The organism is Acidisarcina sp., assembly GCA_035539175.1.
Classification (GTDB): domain Bacteria; phylum Acidobacteriota; class Terriglobia; order Terriglobales; family Acidobacteriaceae; genus JANXZS01.
The window spans coordinates 13,527-31,152 of sequence record DATLIY010000007.1 but is presented as its reverse complement, the minus strand read 5'-3'; the positions used below and the strand labels follow the sequence as shown (position 1 = coordinate 31,152).

Here is a 17,626-nt window from a genome sequence, read left to right as displayed (position 1 = left end):
TGAAGATTTTACCGGAGATGTTTGTAGTGCAGGTCAGTCTACCCCAAACAAAAAACGATATGGATCTAAACCCTTCAAGCATGCGGCCGTAACCAGTCTGGTTGCGCATCCTGGAGTGTCTTCACTCCGGCACGAATGCGTCCCGCCAGGTCCGCCGGGGTTACCACAGCCGTCTCATGAGCAGCGTTCAAAAAATAGTGGGCGAGCCGGGATTCATCTAACAAGCTGAAATGCGGAAGGAAGGCCGCCAGTGCCATCACTCCCACCGTTATTAGAATGCCTCCTCGCAAAAATCCAAAGGCAGCCCCCATCAGCCTGTCAGCCCAGCCCAGTCCGATCATGTGAAACAGAGACCGCAAGAGTCTGCCCACCAGGCCGAAAACAATCATGATGCCTAGCGCGATGAGGAAGAAACTGATTACCTCGCAAGCAGGTATGGAATGTACCAGGCCACCGACAAAAGGCATGAGCCGCTGATAATTCCAACTTGCCAGAATCAAGCCCAGAAACACTCCTGCGAGCGAGAACGATGCCACGAAAAAGCCCGTGCGGAAGGCCGTGAACACCGATAGAGCCAGAATCGCGACGATGATCCAGTCCGCTGCGGCCATTTAGTTCTCGCTACAAGGACAGCGTTTTGCCGGTGAGCAGGCGAAACGCCTCAAGATATTTTTCCTGTGTGCGCCGAATAACGTCCTCCGGCAATCCGGGTGCAGGAGCCTTCTTGTTCCAGTGAATGCTTTCCAGGTAGTCCCGAACAAACTGCTTATCGAAGGAAGGCTGCGCCCCTCCTGGCTTGTAGCCCTCGCGCGGCCAGAAGCGGGAAGAGTCCGGCGTCAGCACTTCGTCGGCAAGGATGATGCCCTTGGCGGTCTGTCCGAATTCAAACTTTGTGTCGGCAAGGATGAGGCCGCACTTTTCCGCGTGCTCGGACGCTTTCTTGTAGATCGCGAGGCTGAGCTCCTTCAATTTTGCGGCAGCAGTTGCTCCCACGCGTTCGACCGTCTGCTCGAAGGAGATGTTCTCATCGTGCTCGCCACCGAGGCTCTTGCTGGCAGGCGTAAAGATCGGCTCGGGAAGGCGCTCGGATTCGCGCAGTCCAGCAGGCAGGGCGATTCCACAGACGCTTCCTGTCTGCTGATAGTCTTTCCAGCCCGATCCGGAGAGGTAGCCGCGCACGACGCACTCCACGGGAAACATCTGAGCACGGGAGACAAGCATCGACCTGCCCTGGAGATCCTCCGCATAGGGCTGAAGCTCGGCAGGGTACTGATCGACATTCGCCGTGATGAGATGGTTGGGCACAATGCTGCTCAGCAGATCGAACCAGAAGAGCGAAATCTGCGTGAGGACCTTGCCCTTGCCGGGAATTCCTGACGCAAGAACATGATCGAACGCAGAGATGCGATCCGTGGCAACAAACAGCAGGCAGTCGCCTATCGAATACAAGTCGCGGACTTTACCGCGCGCGAAAAGCGGCAGATCGGAGAATTCAGTTTGCAGTAGAGTTGGCAACGGGTGAGGCCTTCCGTGAGATGACTGATTTCCGATTGTCCGGTCCTGGACGCGCTTTGTCAACGCAACAGTATTCTGCAATTTAAAATGCGGAATAGCTCGCTGCCATGGCCGTTGGCGCTTGTCAAGCTAAAAACTGGCAATGAGGATATGGGCCGAATCTCCTCCGGCTCTTCACGATGGCTGTCGTGCGCCACTTGCTCACGCGAGGCTGTGACAGCTGTCACCGTGAAAACTTTTGCAATCAGCGACACTCAAATTGTCAAGTTGCTCACGAAGCCGAACAAGAGCCTCGCGCGCAGCCGACAGAAGATAGTTTTGGAAAGGGGAAGCCAAAACTTTCTTCGTTGATCCGCAGTGACTTGCAATAGCGTGAAGCTACCGACCTCCGGCGTCTACTATTGTGAGCCTGTTCGTTTCTTGCATCACGCTACAACCCCCGGCGAAGGATACTTTCCGGGGGTTTCTTTTGTGCCCCGCACAGGCCTTGTCACAACTAGCAGGTGCGCCCAGCGACAGAAATACATTAGTAACCTGCGGCTGCATCTCTGCACCGCCGGTAGAGCTTTCCGCGAGAAAAAACCTCTCTTGCGGTCCTTTCAAAGAACTACATAGCGCCAGCGAATCAAGTCAGGTGTGGGATGTCTTACGATGCCATCCCCATGAGGTCTCTTTCGGCGCGGAGCCAGTCCTGCTCCGGCGAACCATCGGGCCGGCCACGTTCCATCCAGTACTTTTCTGCGAGTTGTGCAATCTCTTCGCGCGAAGGAGGAGCGGTCTTCAGCTTCGGTGAGGTCTTCTTATTCTTTGCAGAGGTCTTGCTCTTAGCGGGTGTCTTGCTCTTCACAGAATCCTGGGTGCGCATAAAGTCTCCTTAGTATGGTCCCCATTATTGAGTTCGTACTCGCGTACAGGATACGAGAGAATCGCTGATCTCAGCGGCTGAGAGGGGTAACTCTCTCGATACTTCTTATGGTAGCAGGCGCCAGCTTGCATCCATGTAGAAGTCGCCGAGAACCAGTTTGCCTGGATGCACGCGCAAGACGGAGCAGCGCTGCTGAACGTCGAGAGAGACGCCATTCGCTTCAATGGAGAGGTCCACGCGGTACAAGCCCGGTTGTACCTCCAGCACGGGACAATAAAACTCGATAACTCCCGATCCCTGCTCAACTCGCAAATGCGGATCCAATAGAGAAGTCGTGAGTTGTGCGCAAAGGTAGCCGCTCGGCCAGTAAATCAAAATGTTAAACACCGCATCGTCGAGAGCTTCCCTGGCGCGGAAGCTGAATCGCGCAAGCATTGGATACCCCGTCCGTACAAGGCCGGCAGGGTCTGCCGCAAAGGCAATGTTCATGCACTGTGCGGCGCTTGCCTCTCCAGCATCGAGGTCCCACGGCGCCTGCACACTCATGGCGCTGCGTTCGTAGTGCTCGATCACATCAGACGGCGAGCCGCGCATCACCACCTGCCCGCTCTGCAGCAGCATGGCGCGATCGCACAGCCGCTGGATAGCGCCTAGATCATGAGAAATCAGCACCATCGTTCGCCCGCTCTTTCGCAACTGGCTGATTAGATCGAGGCACTTCGCCTGGAAGACCAGATCGCCGACCGCAAGGATCTCGTCCAGCAGCAGGATGTCCGGATCAAGATGCGCCGCGATGGAAAATCCAAGCCTTACATACATGCCGGAGGAGTAACGCTTTACAGGGACATCGATGTACTCGCGAACTCCGGCAAACTCGACAATGCTCTCGATCCTGCGGGCAATCTCCGCCCGGGTCATGCCAAGCATCGATCCGTGAAGAAAGATGTTTTCGCGGCCAGTCAGCTCGGGATGAAATCCAGAGCTGACCTCTACTAAACCCGCAAGCCGTCCACGGATTCGGATCTCTCCCGATGTAGGAGCGGTGATTCTGGACAGCAGCTTTAGAATCGTGCTCTTACCCGCGCCGTTATTGCCGATGATGCCCAGAGACTCTCCCTCTTCTACTTCGAAGGAGACATCGCGAAGAGCCCACTTTTCCTTCTTCGCATGCAGCAAAAAATCTAGCCCAGGCCAACGCCTCGAACCGTGGCGATCTCTGCCATCGATGAGATATCGCTTTGAGATATGACTCAGGCTGATGTCAACCATTTCCGCATTCCGTCTTCATAGCATGTCCGCCGTCATACTTTTCATAGCATGTCTGCCAGCGTACTTTTCATAGCATGTCTGCCAGCGTACCTTCGGTTGTTTTGAAGTAGCCATAGGCAAGGGCAAGGGAGCACACGCTAATTGCGCCCGCGGAAAGGAGCGTGGCCGTGTCTGGAGGCATCCCGTGAAGCAGAACCTGGCGGAAGTTCTCGATCAGGCCGGCAATCGGATTCAACAGGAACAGCCGCCGAAAGTGGAGCGGAACAGAACTCGTCGAATACACGACCGGTGCAGCAAACATCCCTACCTGCAGCAAAAGTGGGAGCGCCACTCCCACATCGCGGAAGCGTACCTGGATCGAGGACAGGAACAGCGCAACAGCCGCAGTGAAGGCGCCCAGCAGAATTGCTATCGGCACAAGATACATGTCGTTCCAGTTCAGGGGCACTCGGTAGTACGCCATCAGGCCACTCAGAATGACGCAGGCGATTGCAAAATCCACCATCGCCGCCAGCACGTACGAGAGTGGAATGATCTCCCGCGGAAAATACATTTTGGTAAGCAGCGCCGGATAGTTGATTAATCCCTGAGTGGAATTGCTGACTGCGCTGGAAAAGAAGATCCACGGCAGCAAACCGGCGAATACGAAGAGCGGATAGGGCGCTCCTTCACTCGGCACTCTCGCCACGCGGTAAAAAATCAGCGTGTAAATCGTCATCAGCGCCAAAGGCTGCAGGACGGCCCAGATCCACCCCAGTATGGACTGCTTATAGCGAATCGATATGCGAAAGATCGTCAGCGTATACAGCAGGTCACGATAGGCGAACAAGGTCGCGATTCCCGAGGCGATCCGCTGCAACGAAAATGCGGGAGGACGAATGATGGTTATCCTGCGATTGGTTGCAGGCCGAGGGCCCAGGATGGGATGTTCCCGTGGCATAACCGGTGTTGTGGATTCTCTTACCAAATGGAGCTCTTCCAGACAAAGTCTGCCGGCTTCTTCGCCTGCGCCGTATCTTTTCGAAACTCGTCTCCCATGCGGTGCATTCTGCCGCCCAGCTTCTCCCCAATTTTCTGCACGCTGGGTTCTCGCAGCATCGCCTCATGTGCGGCGTCCACGGGAACGACCTCGACAGGCTTGCTGGATCGTTGGCCCCAACCCATCTCGGGATCTTTGACGTAGTAGTACGGCTGTCGCGGCCGTTTGAACAGCAGTACGGGTGCATCAAACCGTGGCGGCTGAAAGCCTTTGCCAGGCCAATATGCTCGGGCCCAGGGGTTCACGGGAACCACATCGCCTCGCAGCAGATTACGCAGGTGCTTTTGTGTCCAGTCCTTATAAGAGGTAAATTGCGCTGCAATGGGCAACCTGGCCAGGTAACGGAGGCGCTGCGAATAATAGTTGATGCGCTCCAGCCATCGCACCTGGCGATTCTCCAACACCCAGGTATCGATGACTGCCAGCAGCCCTACCTTATGGCCTTGCGCTTCCAGCTCGAGCACCATCTGTTCCGCGATGTGCACCCCGCCACACGCAGCGATCAGGAAATAGGGGCCCTGCGGTTGAATCGCTCGCATCGCCGGGATGTATTCTCGCGCCAGCTTCTGTAGTTGCTCCGTGCTGTACGGAGCAACAAACATGATGGGAGCATCGGCTTGCAGTTTATAGAAAGGCTGTTCCAGTCCCATGTGGCGAGCCAGCAATGCGTAGCCCAGCGTATCCACGCCAGGGGCCGCTATGCCGAAGACAGGGCTGCCTCCCGCACCAGCCTGAACCTCCATCAGCAAGGGGTCTGGAGCCGACGTTTTACCTTCGCGAACCACCTCTGAAAATGAATCGATCGTCGAACTGCGAAAGAGCGTTGAGAGGGGAACCTTGCAGCCAAGCACATTCTGCACTTCGGAGATCAGCCGCGCGGCAAGCAGGGAGTGACCGCCGAGTTCGAAGAAGTCATCGTGGATCCCTATTCCCGAAACTCCCAGAATCCTTTCCCAAAGCCGCACGAGAATCTGTTGTTGAGCATCCCGTGGCTTATCAGGATCATTTGAATCCTGCGCGGCTCCCGAGGCGGCCGGAGTGACCTCTGTTGCCGGACTGATGGGAGAGGACGATTCGGCTGGTGGTCCCGTGCTGCCTTGCCCCTTCGGTTCTTCTGCGTGCAATAACGAAGCAAGCTCTGAGATCCTCAGCTCCGGCTGGGCTGCAACGGCGGTCAGCAGCGTCGAGTAGTCGCGCAGCAGTTGGCGAATGCGCCCCGCGCTGAAGAGCGAGGTGTTATATTCCGCGCGCAGCCACGAGCCCCCCTCTGCCTCTTCAATAAAATTCATCGATAGGTCGAAGGGAGAGGTTCCGCTCGCAACCACGTAAGGACTGCACGCCAGGCCTCCGAACTGCGGCGGCCCTTCAACCTTCAGGCACGAAAACATGATCTGAAAGATGGGATTATGGCTCAATGTGCGCGGTGGATTCAGCTCCTCCACCAGCTTTTCAAAAGGTAGATCCGCGTTGGCGAATGCGCCGATCGACCCTTCGCGCAACTGAAGCAGCAGCTCGTTGAACCGCGGATCGCCGGAGAGATTCGTGCGCAGCACCAGCGTATTCACAAAAAAGCCGATGAGCTCTTCTACTTCCACGCTATTTCTGCCGGCTGCCGGAATACCGACGACGATGTCGTCTGCCTTGGTATACGACTGGATGAGCACCTTAAATGCCGCGAGCATCACCATGAACAGGGTTGCCTGCTTTGCGCGGCCGATGGCAGTCAAATCATGAACCAGTTCCTTTGGGACAAGGATTGCCTGGCTGGTTCCGTCATAGGTTTGCTGAGCCGGCCGCGGAGAATCGGTCGGCAGCTCCAGATATGGCGGCGCGCCAGCGAGCCTTTGCTTCCAATAGCGAAGCTGGCCGGCCAGCAACTCTCCGCTGATCCACTTCTGCTGCCACACTGCAAAGTCGCCATACTGAATCGGAAGATCCACGAGGTTCAATGGACTTCGACCATTGAAGTGGTCATAGAGCGAGGCCAGTTCCCGCGCAAAGATCCCCAGCGACCAGCCATCGCATACGATGTGGTGCATCACGCAGACGAGGATGTGTTCCTCGGCATCCAGCCGAATCAGCTTCAGACGAAGGAGCGGACCCGTGGCGAGATTAAAGGCAATCCGAATCTCTGCAGCCGCAGCTCGGTAGGCCTCCGCCTCGCGGATCTCATGTGCCAGCGCAGTCAAATCCAGCACTGGTATTGGAATGCTGGAGCCAGGTCCCACCACTTGAACCGGATTTCCGTCTTCTACCTGGAACGTGGTGCGGAGAACGGCATGGCGATGTGCGATTTCGCTAATAGCCAGGGTCAGAGCATCTATATTCAGGCGCCCCCGCAGCCGCATTCCAAAAGGAACGTTGTACGCAGGATTCTCCGGCTCCAGTTGATCCAGAAACCAGATGCGCTTTTGAGCAAGCGACAGGGGAAAGACCCCTGCATTGCCCCGGCCAAGGAGCGCGAGCAGGAGATCTTTCTGTTCCTTCGGCGAAAAATCGAATGATGAATCTGGACCATCCGGCATCGCACCCGTCCTTGCGTTGGAGGATAGCTTAACCCTTGCTTTCCCCCGTCGTCACTCTAAAGCTCCGGCACAGAATTCAATACTGCGTCCCAGGCCAGTTCCGACGCATACACCGACAGGTCCGCAACGTCAGGCGTGTCTGCGTAGCACTCTGCCGTACTGACCGCGAAGAGGGTATCTCCATCCCGCGAGGTATGAAACGGTTGAATAGCACGGGCCATGGAAGAGTGAACTTCGATCGCGAGTCTCTGGAGTTGACCCTGATCCAATACCCGATTTGTAACAACCAGCGTCAGTGTCGTGTTGTCAGAGATCGATCTCCCCTGAGGCGGCGTATCTTCTGGCCGGTTTCCGCTCTCCAACATAGTGGGAACTGCAGTCCGCGTGCCATTTTGCGGATCCCGGTTGCCCACGACGACCTGTCCGGCGCGATTGACGATAGCTCCTCGAGCGTTCACCACGGTAAAAACCGCGAGTCGCGTAGCTCCAAACTGCCGGAAGGCTGCTCCCTGTCCTGACCTCTCCATAAAGTTTTCGCCAAAATAGGAGCCGCAATGCACAAAGGCTCCAGCTCCCCTGGCGCCAAGAGGAAAGTGTCCCTCCACGACCGAGTTCAGCGCATCTATCCCTAGTTCTCGATCCGGATAAACCTGGGTGTGACGCCCCTTGAAGTCAAAGACCACAGCGGCGGGGACAATCGCGACCTCTCCCCAGCGCGTCGAGCGGCGGCCGGAGCGGAGCAGGCCCGCCGCGACTCCGGACGCTGCTTCCAAGCCGTAAGCCGAGCCGCCACAGAAGGCGACAGCATCGATATATCTGCCGAATCCCATCCGCAGCGTCTCCGTCAGCGAGCTTCCCGGAGCCCCTCCCCGGCTGTCAAAAACCCCGAACGCCCGGGAAGGGAAGTCGAAGATCGTTACGCCTGTTGGCCCCGAAGCGTACTCCGCAACTCCGATTCGGAGGCCTGGAAAGTCAAATTCCAGAGACCGGGTGTGTTTGCTCATGGAGTTCTCGCCTTTGACAGCGAAGTTCAATTGCAGCAGCCCTTACGAACTGAATTGACCATAGTGGCAACTAAATTGCACATCATTCATTTCGCACGCCAGTATAAACGTCGTTAAATTTGAGTCGTTCCATTTCGGGACAGCATGAAAACAGCAAATACGGGCATCGAAATCATTAGACCGCTGGTTGGACATCATACGAGATACAGAGCAGGAATGGATCCGATGGGGAAACAGGTTTTTCCAGCATCGTTTGCACAGCAGCGGCTATGGTTCCTGGATCAGCTCGATCCCGGTACTTCTGCCTATAATTTGCCCCGCGCATTTCACCTTACCGGCGTGCTGGATGCGGAACAATTGTGCAAATCTGTGCAGACTGTCATTCTGCGGCATGCCTCCCTGCGAACAATCTTTACCTCTGTCGAAGGGGTTCCCAGTCAGGTCGTGCTGCCTGAATTCGAATTCGCGCTGCCTATGGTAGACCTCAGCAACCTGCCCCCAGCCGAGAGGGAGCAGGAGGTGCAGCGCATCCTCGGGCAGCAGGCGCGGGCACCCTTCGATTTAAGCACTGGACCCCTTCTGCGCTCCCTGCTTTTGCGGCTGGGCGCGGGCGATCACATATTTTTGCTGGTTATGCACCACATCGTCACCGACGGATGGTCGATGAGCGTCCTGCTCCGCGAGATCGGAGAGATCTATGCCAGCCAGTCCGCCGGTAGAAGAGAGCAGCTTCCCAATCTTCCCCTTCAATATTCCGACGTTTCGCAATGGCAGCGGGATGCGATAGCGGGGGACCTGCTGGCGGGTCAACTGGATTACTGGACGAAGAAGCTTCACGGAGCGGAGACTGTCCTATCTCTTCCCACAGACCACCCAAGCACATCTGTTCGCGATGGGTTTGGGAAGACCTTCAGTTTCAATCCTTCTCCAGAGGTGGGCCATCGGCTGAAGTCTCTGGCGCAGGGCGAGGGCGCCACCCTCTTCATGGCGCTTCTCTCGGTGTTCCAGATCCTGCTTTGGCGCTATACCCTGCAGGACAGCATCCTGGTCGGTATTCCTGCAGCCGGCCGGGGTGACGTAGAACTTGAAAACCTTGTCGGATTATTCGTCAACACATTGATTATCCGATCGGACCTCAACCCGGACAGTACCTTCCGCCAGATCCTGAGCCAGGCGCGAACCAACACGCTGGAAGCGCTCGCGCAGCAGGATCTTCCCTTTGAAAAACTGGTGGAAGCACTGGATCCGGTCCGTGCGATCCATCGAAATCCATTGTTCCAGGTGATGTTCATCTTCCAGAACACGCCACGCCAGAAACTGCAGTTTCCCGGCCTGCTGCTGGAAGAGATCGAATTCGAGAGTGGCATCGCAAAGTTCGGACTCTCGCTTGAAGTATTCGAGATGGATGCGCTGCATTGCACCTTTGAATACGAGTCCGCGCTCTACGACGAGGCCACAATCGCGCGAATGGCCGGCCATTTCCTCACACTCTTAGAGGGAGTCATCCAGGCGCCCGACGAGAAGATTTCGAGGCTTCCACTTCTAACGGCAGAGGAAGTGACGCAATTTACCCAATGGAACCATACCTCGAGCGAGTTTCCTCGTGAGATTTGCATCCAAACTGCCTTTGAAGAGCAAGCCGCTCGCACCCCGGAAGGGATTGCACTGATCGACGGCGAGAAACGGCTGTCGTACAGCGACCTGGATTCGCTGGCAAACCGTCTGGCTCAACGCCTGACCGACGCTGGCGTGCTCCCCGGAGATCTTGTCGGCATCTCGCTGCCTCGATCCATCCAGATGGTGGCCGCTCTGCTGGCGGTGCTGAAAGCCGGAGGCGCCTATGTTCCGCTGGAACCGAACCAGCCCGAAGAGCGGTTGCGCTTCATGGTGGAGGATTCACAAGCCGCTGCGGTGATTACGTTTGAGGAATTCGCCAGCCTCTTTCGCAGCGATTTAACCAAGATCGTTCTACTCGACGACGAAAATCTTCCCCCTAAGCCCTCCCCCAACATATCCCCTAGCATGCCTTTGGCGCGCTCGTCCGACAGCGTGGCCTACGTGGTCTACACCTCCGGATCGACAGGGACACCGAAGGGAGTGCAGGGAACACATCGGGCCACTTTCAATCGATTTGCATGGATGTGGAACAGCTTCCCCTTCACTGAAGGAGAAGTTTGCTGCCAGAAGACTCCTCTGGGATTTGTTGACTCAATCTGGGAGATCTTCGGCCCGCTGCTGCATGGCGTGGCCTCCGTGATCCTGCCCCCGGAGTCGCTCCTCGATCCTGAGGAGATGGTAAGTCTCCTCGCCAGGCATGATGTCACGCGGATTGTTCTCATTCCCTCGCTCTTGCAGGTGATGCTGGATGCGATCCCGGATTTACAACTCCGGCTGCCCCGGCTGAAGCTCTGCACATGCAGCGGGGAAGTGCTGCCGGCCGGCCTGGCGAAGCAATTCACGAAAGCCATGCCAGAGGCGACTTTACTCAATCTCTATGGCTCTTCCGAAGTAGCTGCGGATGTAACCTGCCACGTCGTCACCTCCGAGGATGAGCAGGACTCCGTTCCCATCGGCAGGCCGATCAGCAACGTGCAGCTCTTCATCATGGATCGCTGCATGAACCAGGTGCCGCAAGGGGTTCCGGGTGAGTTGTATGTGGGTGGAGAGTGTCTTTCTCCAGGTTATTGGAAGAGACCGGAACAGACTGCGGAGCGATTCCTGGCATATCCGTTAGGACCCGGCGGTCCGCCTCGCCTCTTCAGGACAGGAGATCTCGCGAAATTTCTCCAGAATGGCGAGCTCCAGTTCCTGGGCCGCATGGACAACCAGGTGAAGGTCCGGGGAATTCGTGTGGAGTTGGGAGAGATCGAAGTTGCGCTCTCATCGCACGCCAAGGTTCAGGACGCCGTGGTCCTTCTCGCTGGTCCGCCTTCCCACCAAAAGCTGGCTGCCTACGTCGTTTTGCGCGCTGGAGCCAATCCGAATTCAGAGGAGTTTCGCCGCTTTCTCCGGTCGAAGCTACCGGAATACATGATTCCTTCGGATTATCTTGTCGTGAAGACCTTGCCACTGTTGCCCAGCGGCAAGATCGACCGCCGCACTCTTGCAACGCATCCCTCGGCTTATCCCCTGGATGACCATCGCTATATCGCTCCCCACACTGCGACCCAACAAGGGCTTGCCGCGATCTGGCGTGACTTGTTGAAGGTCGGAGAGGTCGGTATAACTGACAACTTCTTTGAGCTGGGCGGCCATTCCTTGATGGTTATGCAGGTGATCGCACGCATTCGGAAGATCTTCAACGTTGAAGTTTCTCTTCGAAGCATGTTCGAAAACCCAACCATTGAAGGGCTCGCCGAAGAAGTGGAAAATGCCCGGGCCAATGGCAGCCAGGCTCGCGCACCGATTCTCTCCAAGAGCAAGGCCGCGCCACAGTCGAGTAAGCAAGCGATCCTGGAGCAGCTTAACCAGTTATCAGGAGAGGAGTTAGAGGAGTTGCTGAAGCAGGTTCTGAAGGGCAGGCAAACTATCTGACGCTCGCACAACCTGCCACTGCCAGCCCGAAAACGAAGCACAACAGTTAGGATGAGAGTGAAGGGTTGGAAACACCAACCATATGGAGCGACTTCCTCGGATGACGACACTCACGGAGACCAGGACCGATCAATTAACGCTCGACCCGGAGAATTGGGCGGAATTACGGGCGTTAGGGCATCGCATGCTGGACGACATCTTCCAGCACCTGGAGACCCTTAGGAAACAACCCGCATGGCAACCGATGCCAGCTGCGGTGACACAGGAATTGAATCGATCCTTACCCCTCCAGGGACAAGGAGCCGAAGAGGTTTACGAAGAGTTCCTCTCCAACGTGCTGCCCTACACCAGCGGCAACCGCCACCCACGGGCGTGGGGTTGGGTCCGGGGAAACGGAACGCCGCTGGCCATGCTGGCGGATATGCTTGCCTCAGGAATCAACGCGCATCTGGGCGGGGGACAGCAGGCGCCGATCCTCGTAGAGAAACAGGTGATTGCATGGATGGCGGAGGTGATGGGCATGCCTGCGTCGTCGAGCGGAATCCTCACCAGCGGCGGCACCATGGCAAACCTGATTGGATTGGCCGTGGCGCGCCATGCCAAAGCCGGATTTGATGTGCGCCAGGAGGGCCTGCAGGGCGACCATCCGCAGCTTCTGGTCTACGGCTCCGCGGAAACGCACATGTGGGCACGCAAGAGCATGGAACTGCTTGGGCTTGGCAGGCGTTCGCTGCGGCGGATCGCCGTCGATGCCGATCACAGGATCGTCGTTGCGGAGCTTGAGAAACAGATCGCGGCGGACCGCGACGCGGGGCACCAACCAATCGCGGTCATCGCCAATGCCGGGACGGTCAACACCGGAGCGATCGACGATATCGAAGCGCTGCTTAAAGTGTGCCGCAGGGAAGATCTCTGGCTGCACGTCGATGGAGCCTTTGGCGCGCTCCTTAAGCTCTCCCCCCGGTATTCCTCTCTGGTGCGCGGAATCGAAAAAGCAGACTCGCTGGCCTTCGATATGCACAAGTGGATGTATCTGCCCTTTGGCATAGGCTGTGTGCTCTTCCGCGATGCAGCCGAACACTCCGGAACGTTTGCCACTCCCGCCAACTACCTGGAGAGTGCAGAACGTGGTTTGCTGGCCGGGGGCATGGGCTTCTCCGATCTCGGCATTGAGCTGACGCGAAGCTTTAACGCGCTGAAGCTGTGGATGTCCCTGAAGGCTCATGGACTGGAGACGTACTCCGCTCTGATCGAGCAGAATGTCGAACAGGTCAAGCACCTTGCGTCCTTAATCGATCAGCACGTCGATCTACAACGGATGGCGCCACAGGTGATGAACGTTCTGTGCTTCCGTTATGCTCCGCCATCCTATGCAAACGATACGGAAAAGCTGAACGCGCTCAATCGTGAGATCGTCATGCGCATGCAGGAGTCAGGCCAATTCATCGTGTCCGGCACAGTGCTCAACGGCGAGTATGCCATGCGCGTGGCCAATACAAATCATCGCAGCCGGATGGAGGACTTCGATGCCCTGGTAGCGGAAGTTCTGCTGGTAGGCGAAGAACTTGCGTTCAGTGAGGCGGAGGACGCCTGAGCGAATCAGACGCGTGGCTGTCCATTTTCAGCGAGCGGCTTATTTCTGCCGGGCCTGGCTACGCCAGTCCAGCGATACGCTGAGCAGGATTCATATTCAGAGGCGATGTACTCGCCATCCGGCTGGTTATACAGAATCTTCCGGTCTGCTTCCTCGTCCTCGGAAGACTTGTAAATCGCCCCGCTCCATAACTGGATGAATCCGCGGTGTTGCGTGAGCAGGCTCTCGCACTCGTGATTGACGTAGAGCAGGTCCAGTTGTCCAGGCCGCTGCGCAAAGGCGCGTTCGATCTTCTTGATCAGGCGTCGAAGGACCGTCCCGCCAAATGGATTGAAGAGAAAGACGACGCATGGATTTTCAGGAAACTGGAACTCCGTCGCATCTCCGCACACAACCCGCGTCGAGCATCTTACCCGTCCCGCAGACTCCCATGCCTGAATGTTCTTTTGTGCCGTGGCAGCCAGCGTAGCGTTTAACTCCACGCCGACGACCTCGCGAAACGGCATCTCCGCCGCCAGCAGAATCGCGCGGCCCATGCCGCAGCCAAGATCGATAAAGCTGTACTGATCCAGCGCCGCAGACAAGGGCGCGCTCTGCCAATGCGCACAAAGAGCGTGCAGAATCGAGGGCGACACACCAAAATATGCAGTGTTGTGCCGGTCATGCGCGTGGCCGGTGACGAGGTCGCGTCCGCAGATTAACCCGCTCGTTTCCACGCCAAATTTGAGATCAAATGGATGCCGCATAAATCCATCCTTCACTCTCAACCCTCGAAGCAGGCGTCTCCGTCCGCTCAATGCGCCTCCGATCCTCAGTGCCTGCTGAATTGCAGTCCACCTACGTAAGTTTAGCCTGCTCCAGACCCAGGCTCTGCCGCTTTAGAAGCCGTACTTTGCCTGGATGCTCCCATCCGACTTGCGAAGCAGCACAAGCGCCGCATGTAGAGCCGGCAACCGAAGCTGGATGACTCCTCCCGTCGGTTTGTCGCGCAGATCGAGATTGCGGTCATGGGCATCCTCGGACACCAGCACATAGAGCACCGAATCCCTCAGCTCCGTGGGATAGACAAGCACTCCAGCAGGCAGCGCGGACGTGGACTCAAACCGCGGCTGGATCGCGAGTTCATCCATCACAGCCTGATAGACTTCCGCAGCAGCCGCTTCCCCCTCGGCCAATTCCAGCGGATACGCCGACACGAATAGTTTGCCTTTCCCGTAAGGAATGGTTTTGAAGCTCGAGCCATCCGCAAATTTGAAGATGTCCAGCCACAACTGGGCTTCCTGCCCAAAGTTGGCCGGGATATCGCGATCTTTCACGCGAACCTCAGCCGTATGGCAGCGAAGCGGCTCCGCATGTACATCGATCTTCAACTCGGCAAGCCGGCTCACCGGATGCCAATGCTCATCGCGCTCGGCTGGCCCCGTCAACAAAAGGTTCCCGCCGTTCTCTACATACTTCAACAGTAGATCCCAGGAGCTCTGCGCCAGCGCCTGCGAGGAAGGCAGGATCGCAAGGCGCGGCGAGCCAAGCTGCGCAATGTGGTTCTCCGCAATCATGTATACCGGCATGTGATCGTCGTAGGACGCGGCCCGCACCGCTCTTTGCTGTGCGCGAATCTGCAGCCCGGCAAGCGCGGAGTATTGCACCGCCTGCGAGGTTACGATGGCGACCTCGGGAAGACGCGGTTCCTGCAGTTTGTCGCCTGCCTGCCGTGCGAACGCGGCAAAATCGCGCAGCGCCTTGGCCTCGGGCTTCTCCGTGCCATCTCCGCGCAAAGCCCCGATCGGCGCTTCGTTCCGCTCCACCATGTAGTCGTTCGTGTTCCACAGCCATTGGATCGCGCCTGCTCCTCCAATCAGCGACATGGCGATCTTGCGCTCTACCAGTGCTCCTTCCGACTCCGGCGTGCGGCGCGAGACCTCGTCCAGCGTGGATTGCCGCTGCATACCCGTCTCCTGAATCAGCATGGGAACTCCAGGCTGCTTGGCAGAGAGCGAATCCCACAGGATAGAGTCATCCAGCCACCAGGAATGCATTGCGGTAAAGTCCACCTCGGGCGCTAAGAAGGTGGGCGACATGCGATCTATGCTGCCGCCTTCATCCTGTCCCACGGTAACCAGTTGGTGCGAGCCCTCTCCGCGAATCACCGCTCGCATGCCGTGCACCCATGCTGCAAAAGTTTCCTGGGAGAAGAGGTTGAAGTCATAGAGCTTCAGAGAATTGTGTCCATTATTCATGCCCAGCGGATCGAACTCCGCTTCTACCGGCAACGCAATCGGCGCCGCATTCGGCAGCGATGGGAGATTCCACGCATGAGCTAAAGCATTGCGATCGGGATAGCGATGCGAGATCCAGTCATTCCACTTTGCCAGTTCGAAGGCATCTCCGTTCGGACGGTTCTTCCAAACCGCAGTGGAGAAGCTTGGTTCGTTGATCAAATCCCAGCCCAGATAGGGCACGTCTCCAAATCTCTTTGCCAGCGCCCCGATCAAGGTTTGCTCCCGCCGAACGGAGACCGGATCAAGGTAGGCGTTTTGCCCTCCCAACACCTCCGGCAAAAATGCGAATACGTTGAACTGGACGGGGAGCCCGTATTTTCTAGCCGTCATCAAGTAGGCTTCCACGGTGCGAAGCGTCCGCTCGTAGGGCACTCCTTCTTCATCGCAAAGCTTGTCCCATCCCGTCCACCATCCGGCGCGCAGCATGTTGAGCCCTGCCGCGTGCATCTGCGCCATGTCCTGGTCCCAGACGTACACGTTGGGATGATCGAAGTACAATCGCTGGACGTCACTCGCCATGTATGTCGTGCCCACGACTAAGATCGGTTTCCCGTCGATCTCAAAGTAGTTGTGATTCACCGTCATTCGCGGACCAGAGCGCAGATATGCCTCATCGCGAATCCAGAAACCGGAACGATAGCTGGCACGCAGGCGCTTGCCTTCCATCAACTCCGCTTGAATCACATAGAAACCCTTTCCAGACGGAGCAGGGAAGAGGAGCGGCTCGTGTGCAGGCATGTCCACGCTCTTCACCACCGGGGCGGCTGAGCTGCCTTCCTGCCGCAGCGTGATCTTTGCAGTCAGCTTCTCATTCGGTTTTGTCGAGCCCAGCCAGTTCAGGGCAACCTCTACCGGTTCGCCGGGAAGGTAGAGCGGCAGGACAGGCCGCACGAGAAATTCTTCGCTCCCCTCGCTGGCACGGCTCGCCAGTTGTGAAGTCCATTTGCCCGCGTCTGCGAAGAAGCTTCCATTCAACTCGGCATTGACCAGGATCCATCGGCCACCGGCAAACTGACTGCGCAGGTGGTCAATCTCCAGCACGGGCGCGGCAACCCGTCTGCCATCTTTCACTCCCCAGGCCAGCGCATCCATCCGCGCGTCAAGATATCCGCTGGAGCCGCCTCGCGCAGAGATCGCGCTCGCGCTCAAACGGATTACAGGACTGAAGGCACGGCTCCATTCGAATGCAGGTGTCTCAATCGGTAGCTCCGTGTTCGCTTCGAAGCGCAGCCCATTCGATCCTGGCGTCTCTTGATACTGATCGATCGATAATTGCTGCAGGAAGCGAACGCTGTAGTCCCGCAGATGCCAGCCATTGGCATCGCGATATGCCGCACGGCTGAATGGGCGGCCTCCAAGAGCGACAAGGTTGCCGCCGCGTTCCAGATAATTGAAGATCGCCGCCCAGGAAGATTCAGGAAAGGCCGAACCATAAGGCAAGACCAGCAGCTTTGTCTCCGGCGTGGTCAGCGCGGCATCGAGTGCCTCCGCCGATACCAGGCGTGCCTGCGGAAAGAGCCTCGTAAGTTGCTCGCGGGATGGCGCAATCGAATCCGCTGCGGGAAGGCCCTCTTCCTGGAGGACGACTTCGGACGAAGACGCCTGTGCGGCGATCCGGCCAGGCTGTATCCAAAGAGCGAGCCCCAGGCAACAGCAGATAACTCGAAATCCACGATTGTAAAGTGCCATCAGCGACCTTTCTTAACCCCTCTTAATCCGTTCAGATACGCCGGCTTACGCTGGCCTGCTGGTCTCTATCGATTTGCAGGCGTAATCCGAATGCCTTCAACAAGTCCAACCCATAATAGCGCGGGGGCGCTGTCGGGCCATGTTTGTCAAAGTGCCAACAGCGCCGTAACATAAAGCAGATCGATCAAGATGATCTTGATTAAAACTGATCGAAATACACTGGTCGAGATGATCTGGCAGTCCTCGATACGGTATTGACATGCTGACGAGAAATCTACATTCGGCCGCCAACATTCCGCTGCGCCGTTCCGGC

Annotated in this window: 11 protein-coding genes; 2 read left to right on the top strand and 9 right to left on the bottom strand. The window is 57.2% G+C overall.

Annotation, left to right across the window (positions count from 1 at the left end; translation table 11 throughout):
- Positions 1-74: 74 nt before the first annotated feature.
- The 7 genes from VM554_02810 to VM554_02780 all read right to left on the bottom strand — a co-directional run bounded on the left by VM554_02810 (position 75) and on the right by VM554_02780 (position 8,217).
- On the bottom strand, positions 75-611 hold the full coding sequence (locus VM554_02810) for a CvpA family protein (protein HVJ07287.1): 537 nt from the start codon (positions 609-611) through the stop codon (positions 75-77).
- Between the two features lie 10 nt (positions 612-621).
- On the bottom strand, positions 622-1,515 hold the full coding sequence (locus VM554_02805; protein ID HVJ07286.1) for a phosphoribosylaminoimidazolesuccinocarboxamide synthase: 894 nt from the start codon (positions 1,513-1,515) through the stop codon (positions 622-624).
- A 646-nt stretch (positions 1,516-2,161) separates the two neighbouring features.
- A complete protein-coding gene (locus VM554_02800; protein HVJ07285.1) occupies positions 2,162-2,380 on the bottom strand; it encodes a DUF2934 domain-containing protein in 219 nt (72 codons plus the stop codon).
- Positions 2,381-2,485: 105 nt separating this feature from the next.
- Positions 2,486-3,649, bottom strand: coding sequence for an ABC transporter ATP-binding protein (locus VM554_02795; protein ID HVJ07284.1), 1,164 nt, complete (start codon positions 3,647-3,649; stop codon positions 2,486-2,488).
- A gap of 67 nt (positions 3,650-3,716) precedes the next feature.
- Positions 3,717-4,616 (bottom strand): ABC transporter permease, encoded by a 900-nt coding sequence (locus VM554_02790; protein HVJ07283.1) that lies wholly within the window; start codon positions 4,614-4,616, stop codon positions 3,717-3,719.
- On the bottom strand, positions 4,610-7,213 hold the full coding sequence (locus tag VM554_02785; protein HVJ07282.1) for a condensation domain-containing protein: 2,604 nt from the start codon (positions 7,211-7,213) through the stop codon (positions 4,610-4,612). Before VM554_02785 ends, VM554_02790 begins: the two co-directional genes overlap by 7 nt.
- A gap of 56 nt (positions 7,214-7,269) precedes the next feature.
- Entirely contained in the window at positions 7,270-8,217 is a 948-nt protein-coding gene (locus VM554_02780) for a P1 family peptidase (protein HVJ07281.1), read from the bottom strand.
- 225 nt (positions 8,218-8,442) lie between these two features.
- Between VM554_02780 and VM554_02775 the strand changes: the two genes are divergently transcribed.
- Together VM554_02775 and VM554_02770 are read left to right on the top strand one after the other, a co-directional pair.
- Positions 8,443-11,751 carry an amino acid adenylation domain-containing protein gene (locus tag VM554_02775; protein ID HVJ07280.1) on the top strand — a complete coding sequence of 1,103 codons (3,309 nt, stop codon included), beginning with the start codon at positions 8,443-8,445 and terminating at the stop codon, positions 11,749-11,751.
- 100 nt (positions 11,752-11,851) lie between these two features.
- The gene (locus VM554_02770) at positions 11,852-13,345 is read left to right on the top strand and encodes an aminotransferase class V-fold PLP-dependent enzyme (protein ID HVJ07279.1); all 1,494 of its coding nucleotides are present in this window, start codon (positions 11,852-11,854) and stop codon (positions 13,343-13,345) included.
- A gap of 5 nt (positions 13,346-13,350) precedes the next feature.
- Here the strand turns inward: VM554_02770 and VM554_02765 are convergent, their stop codons facing one another.
- Positions 13,351-14,091, bottom strand: coding sequence for a class I SAM-dependent methyltransferase (locus VM554_02765; GenBank protein ID HVJ07278.1), 741 nt, complete (start codon positions 14,089-14,091; stop codon positions 13,351-13,353).
- Between the two features lie 132 nt (positions 14,092-14,223).
- A complete protein-coding gene (locus tag VM554_02760) occupies positions 14,224-17,313 on the bottom strand; it encodes a hypothetical protein (GenBank protein HVJ07277.1) in 3,090 nt (1,029 codons plus the stop codon).
- Positions 17,314-17,626: the final 313 nt, after the last annotated feature.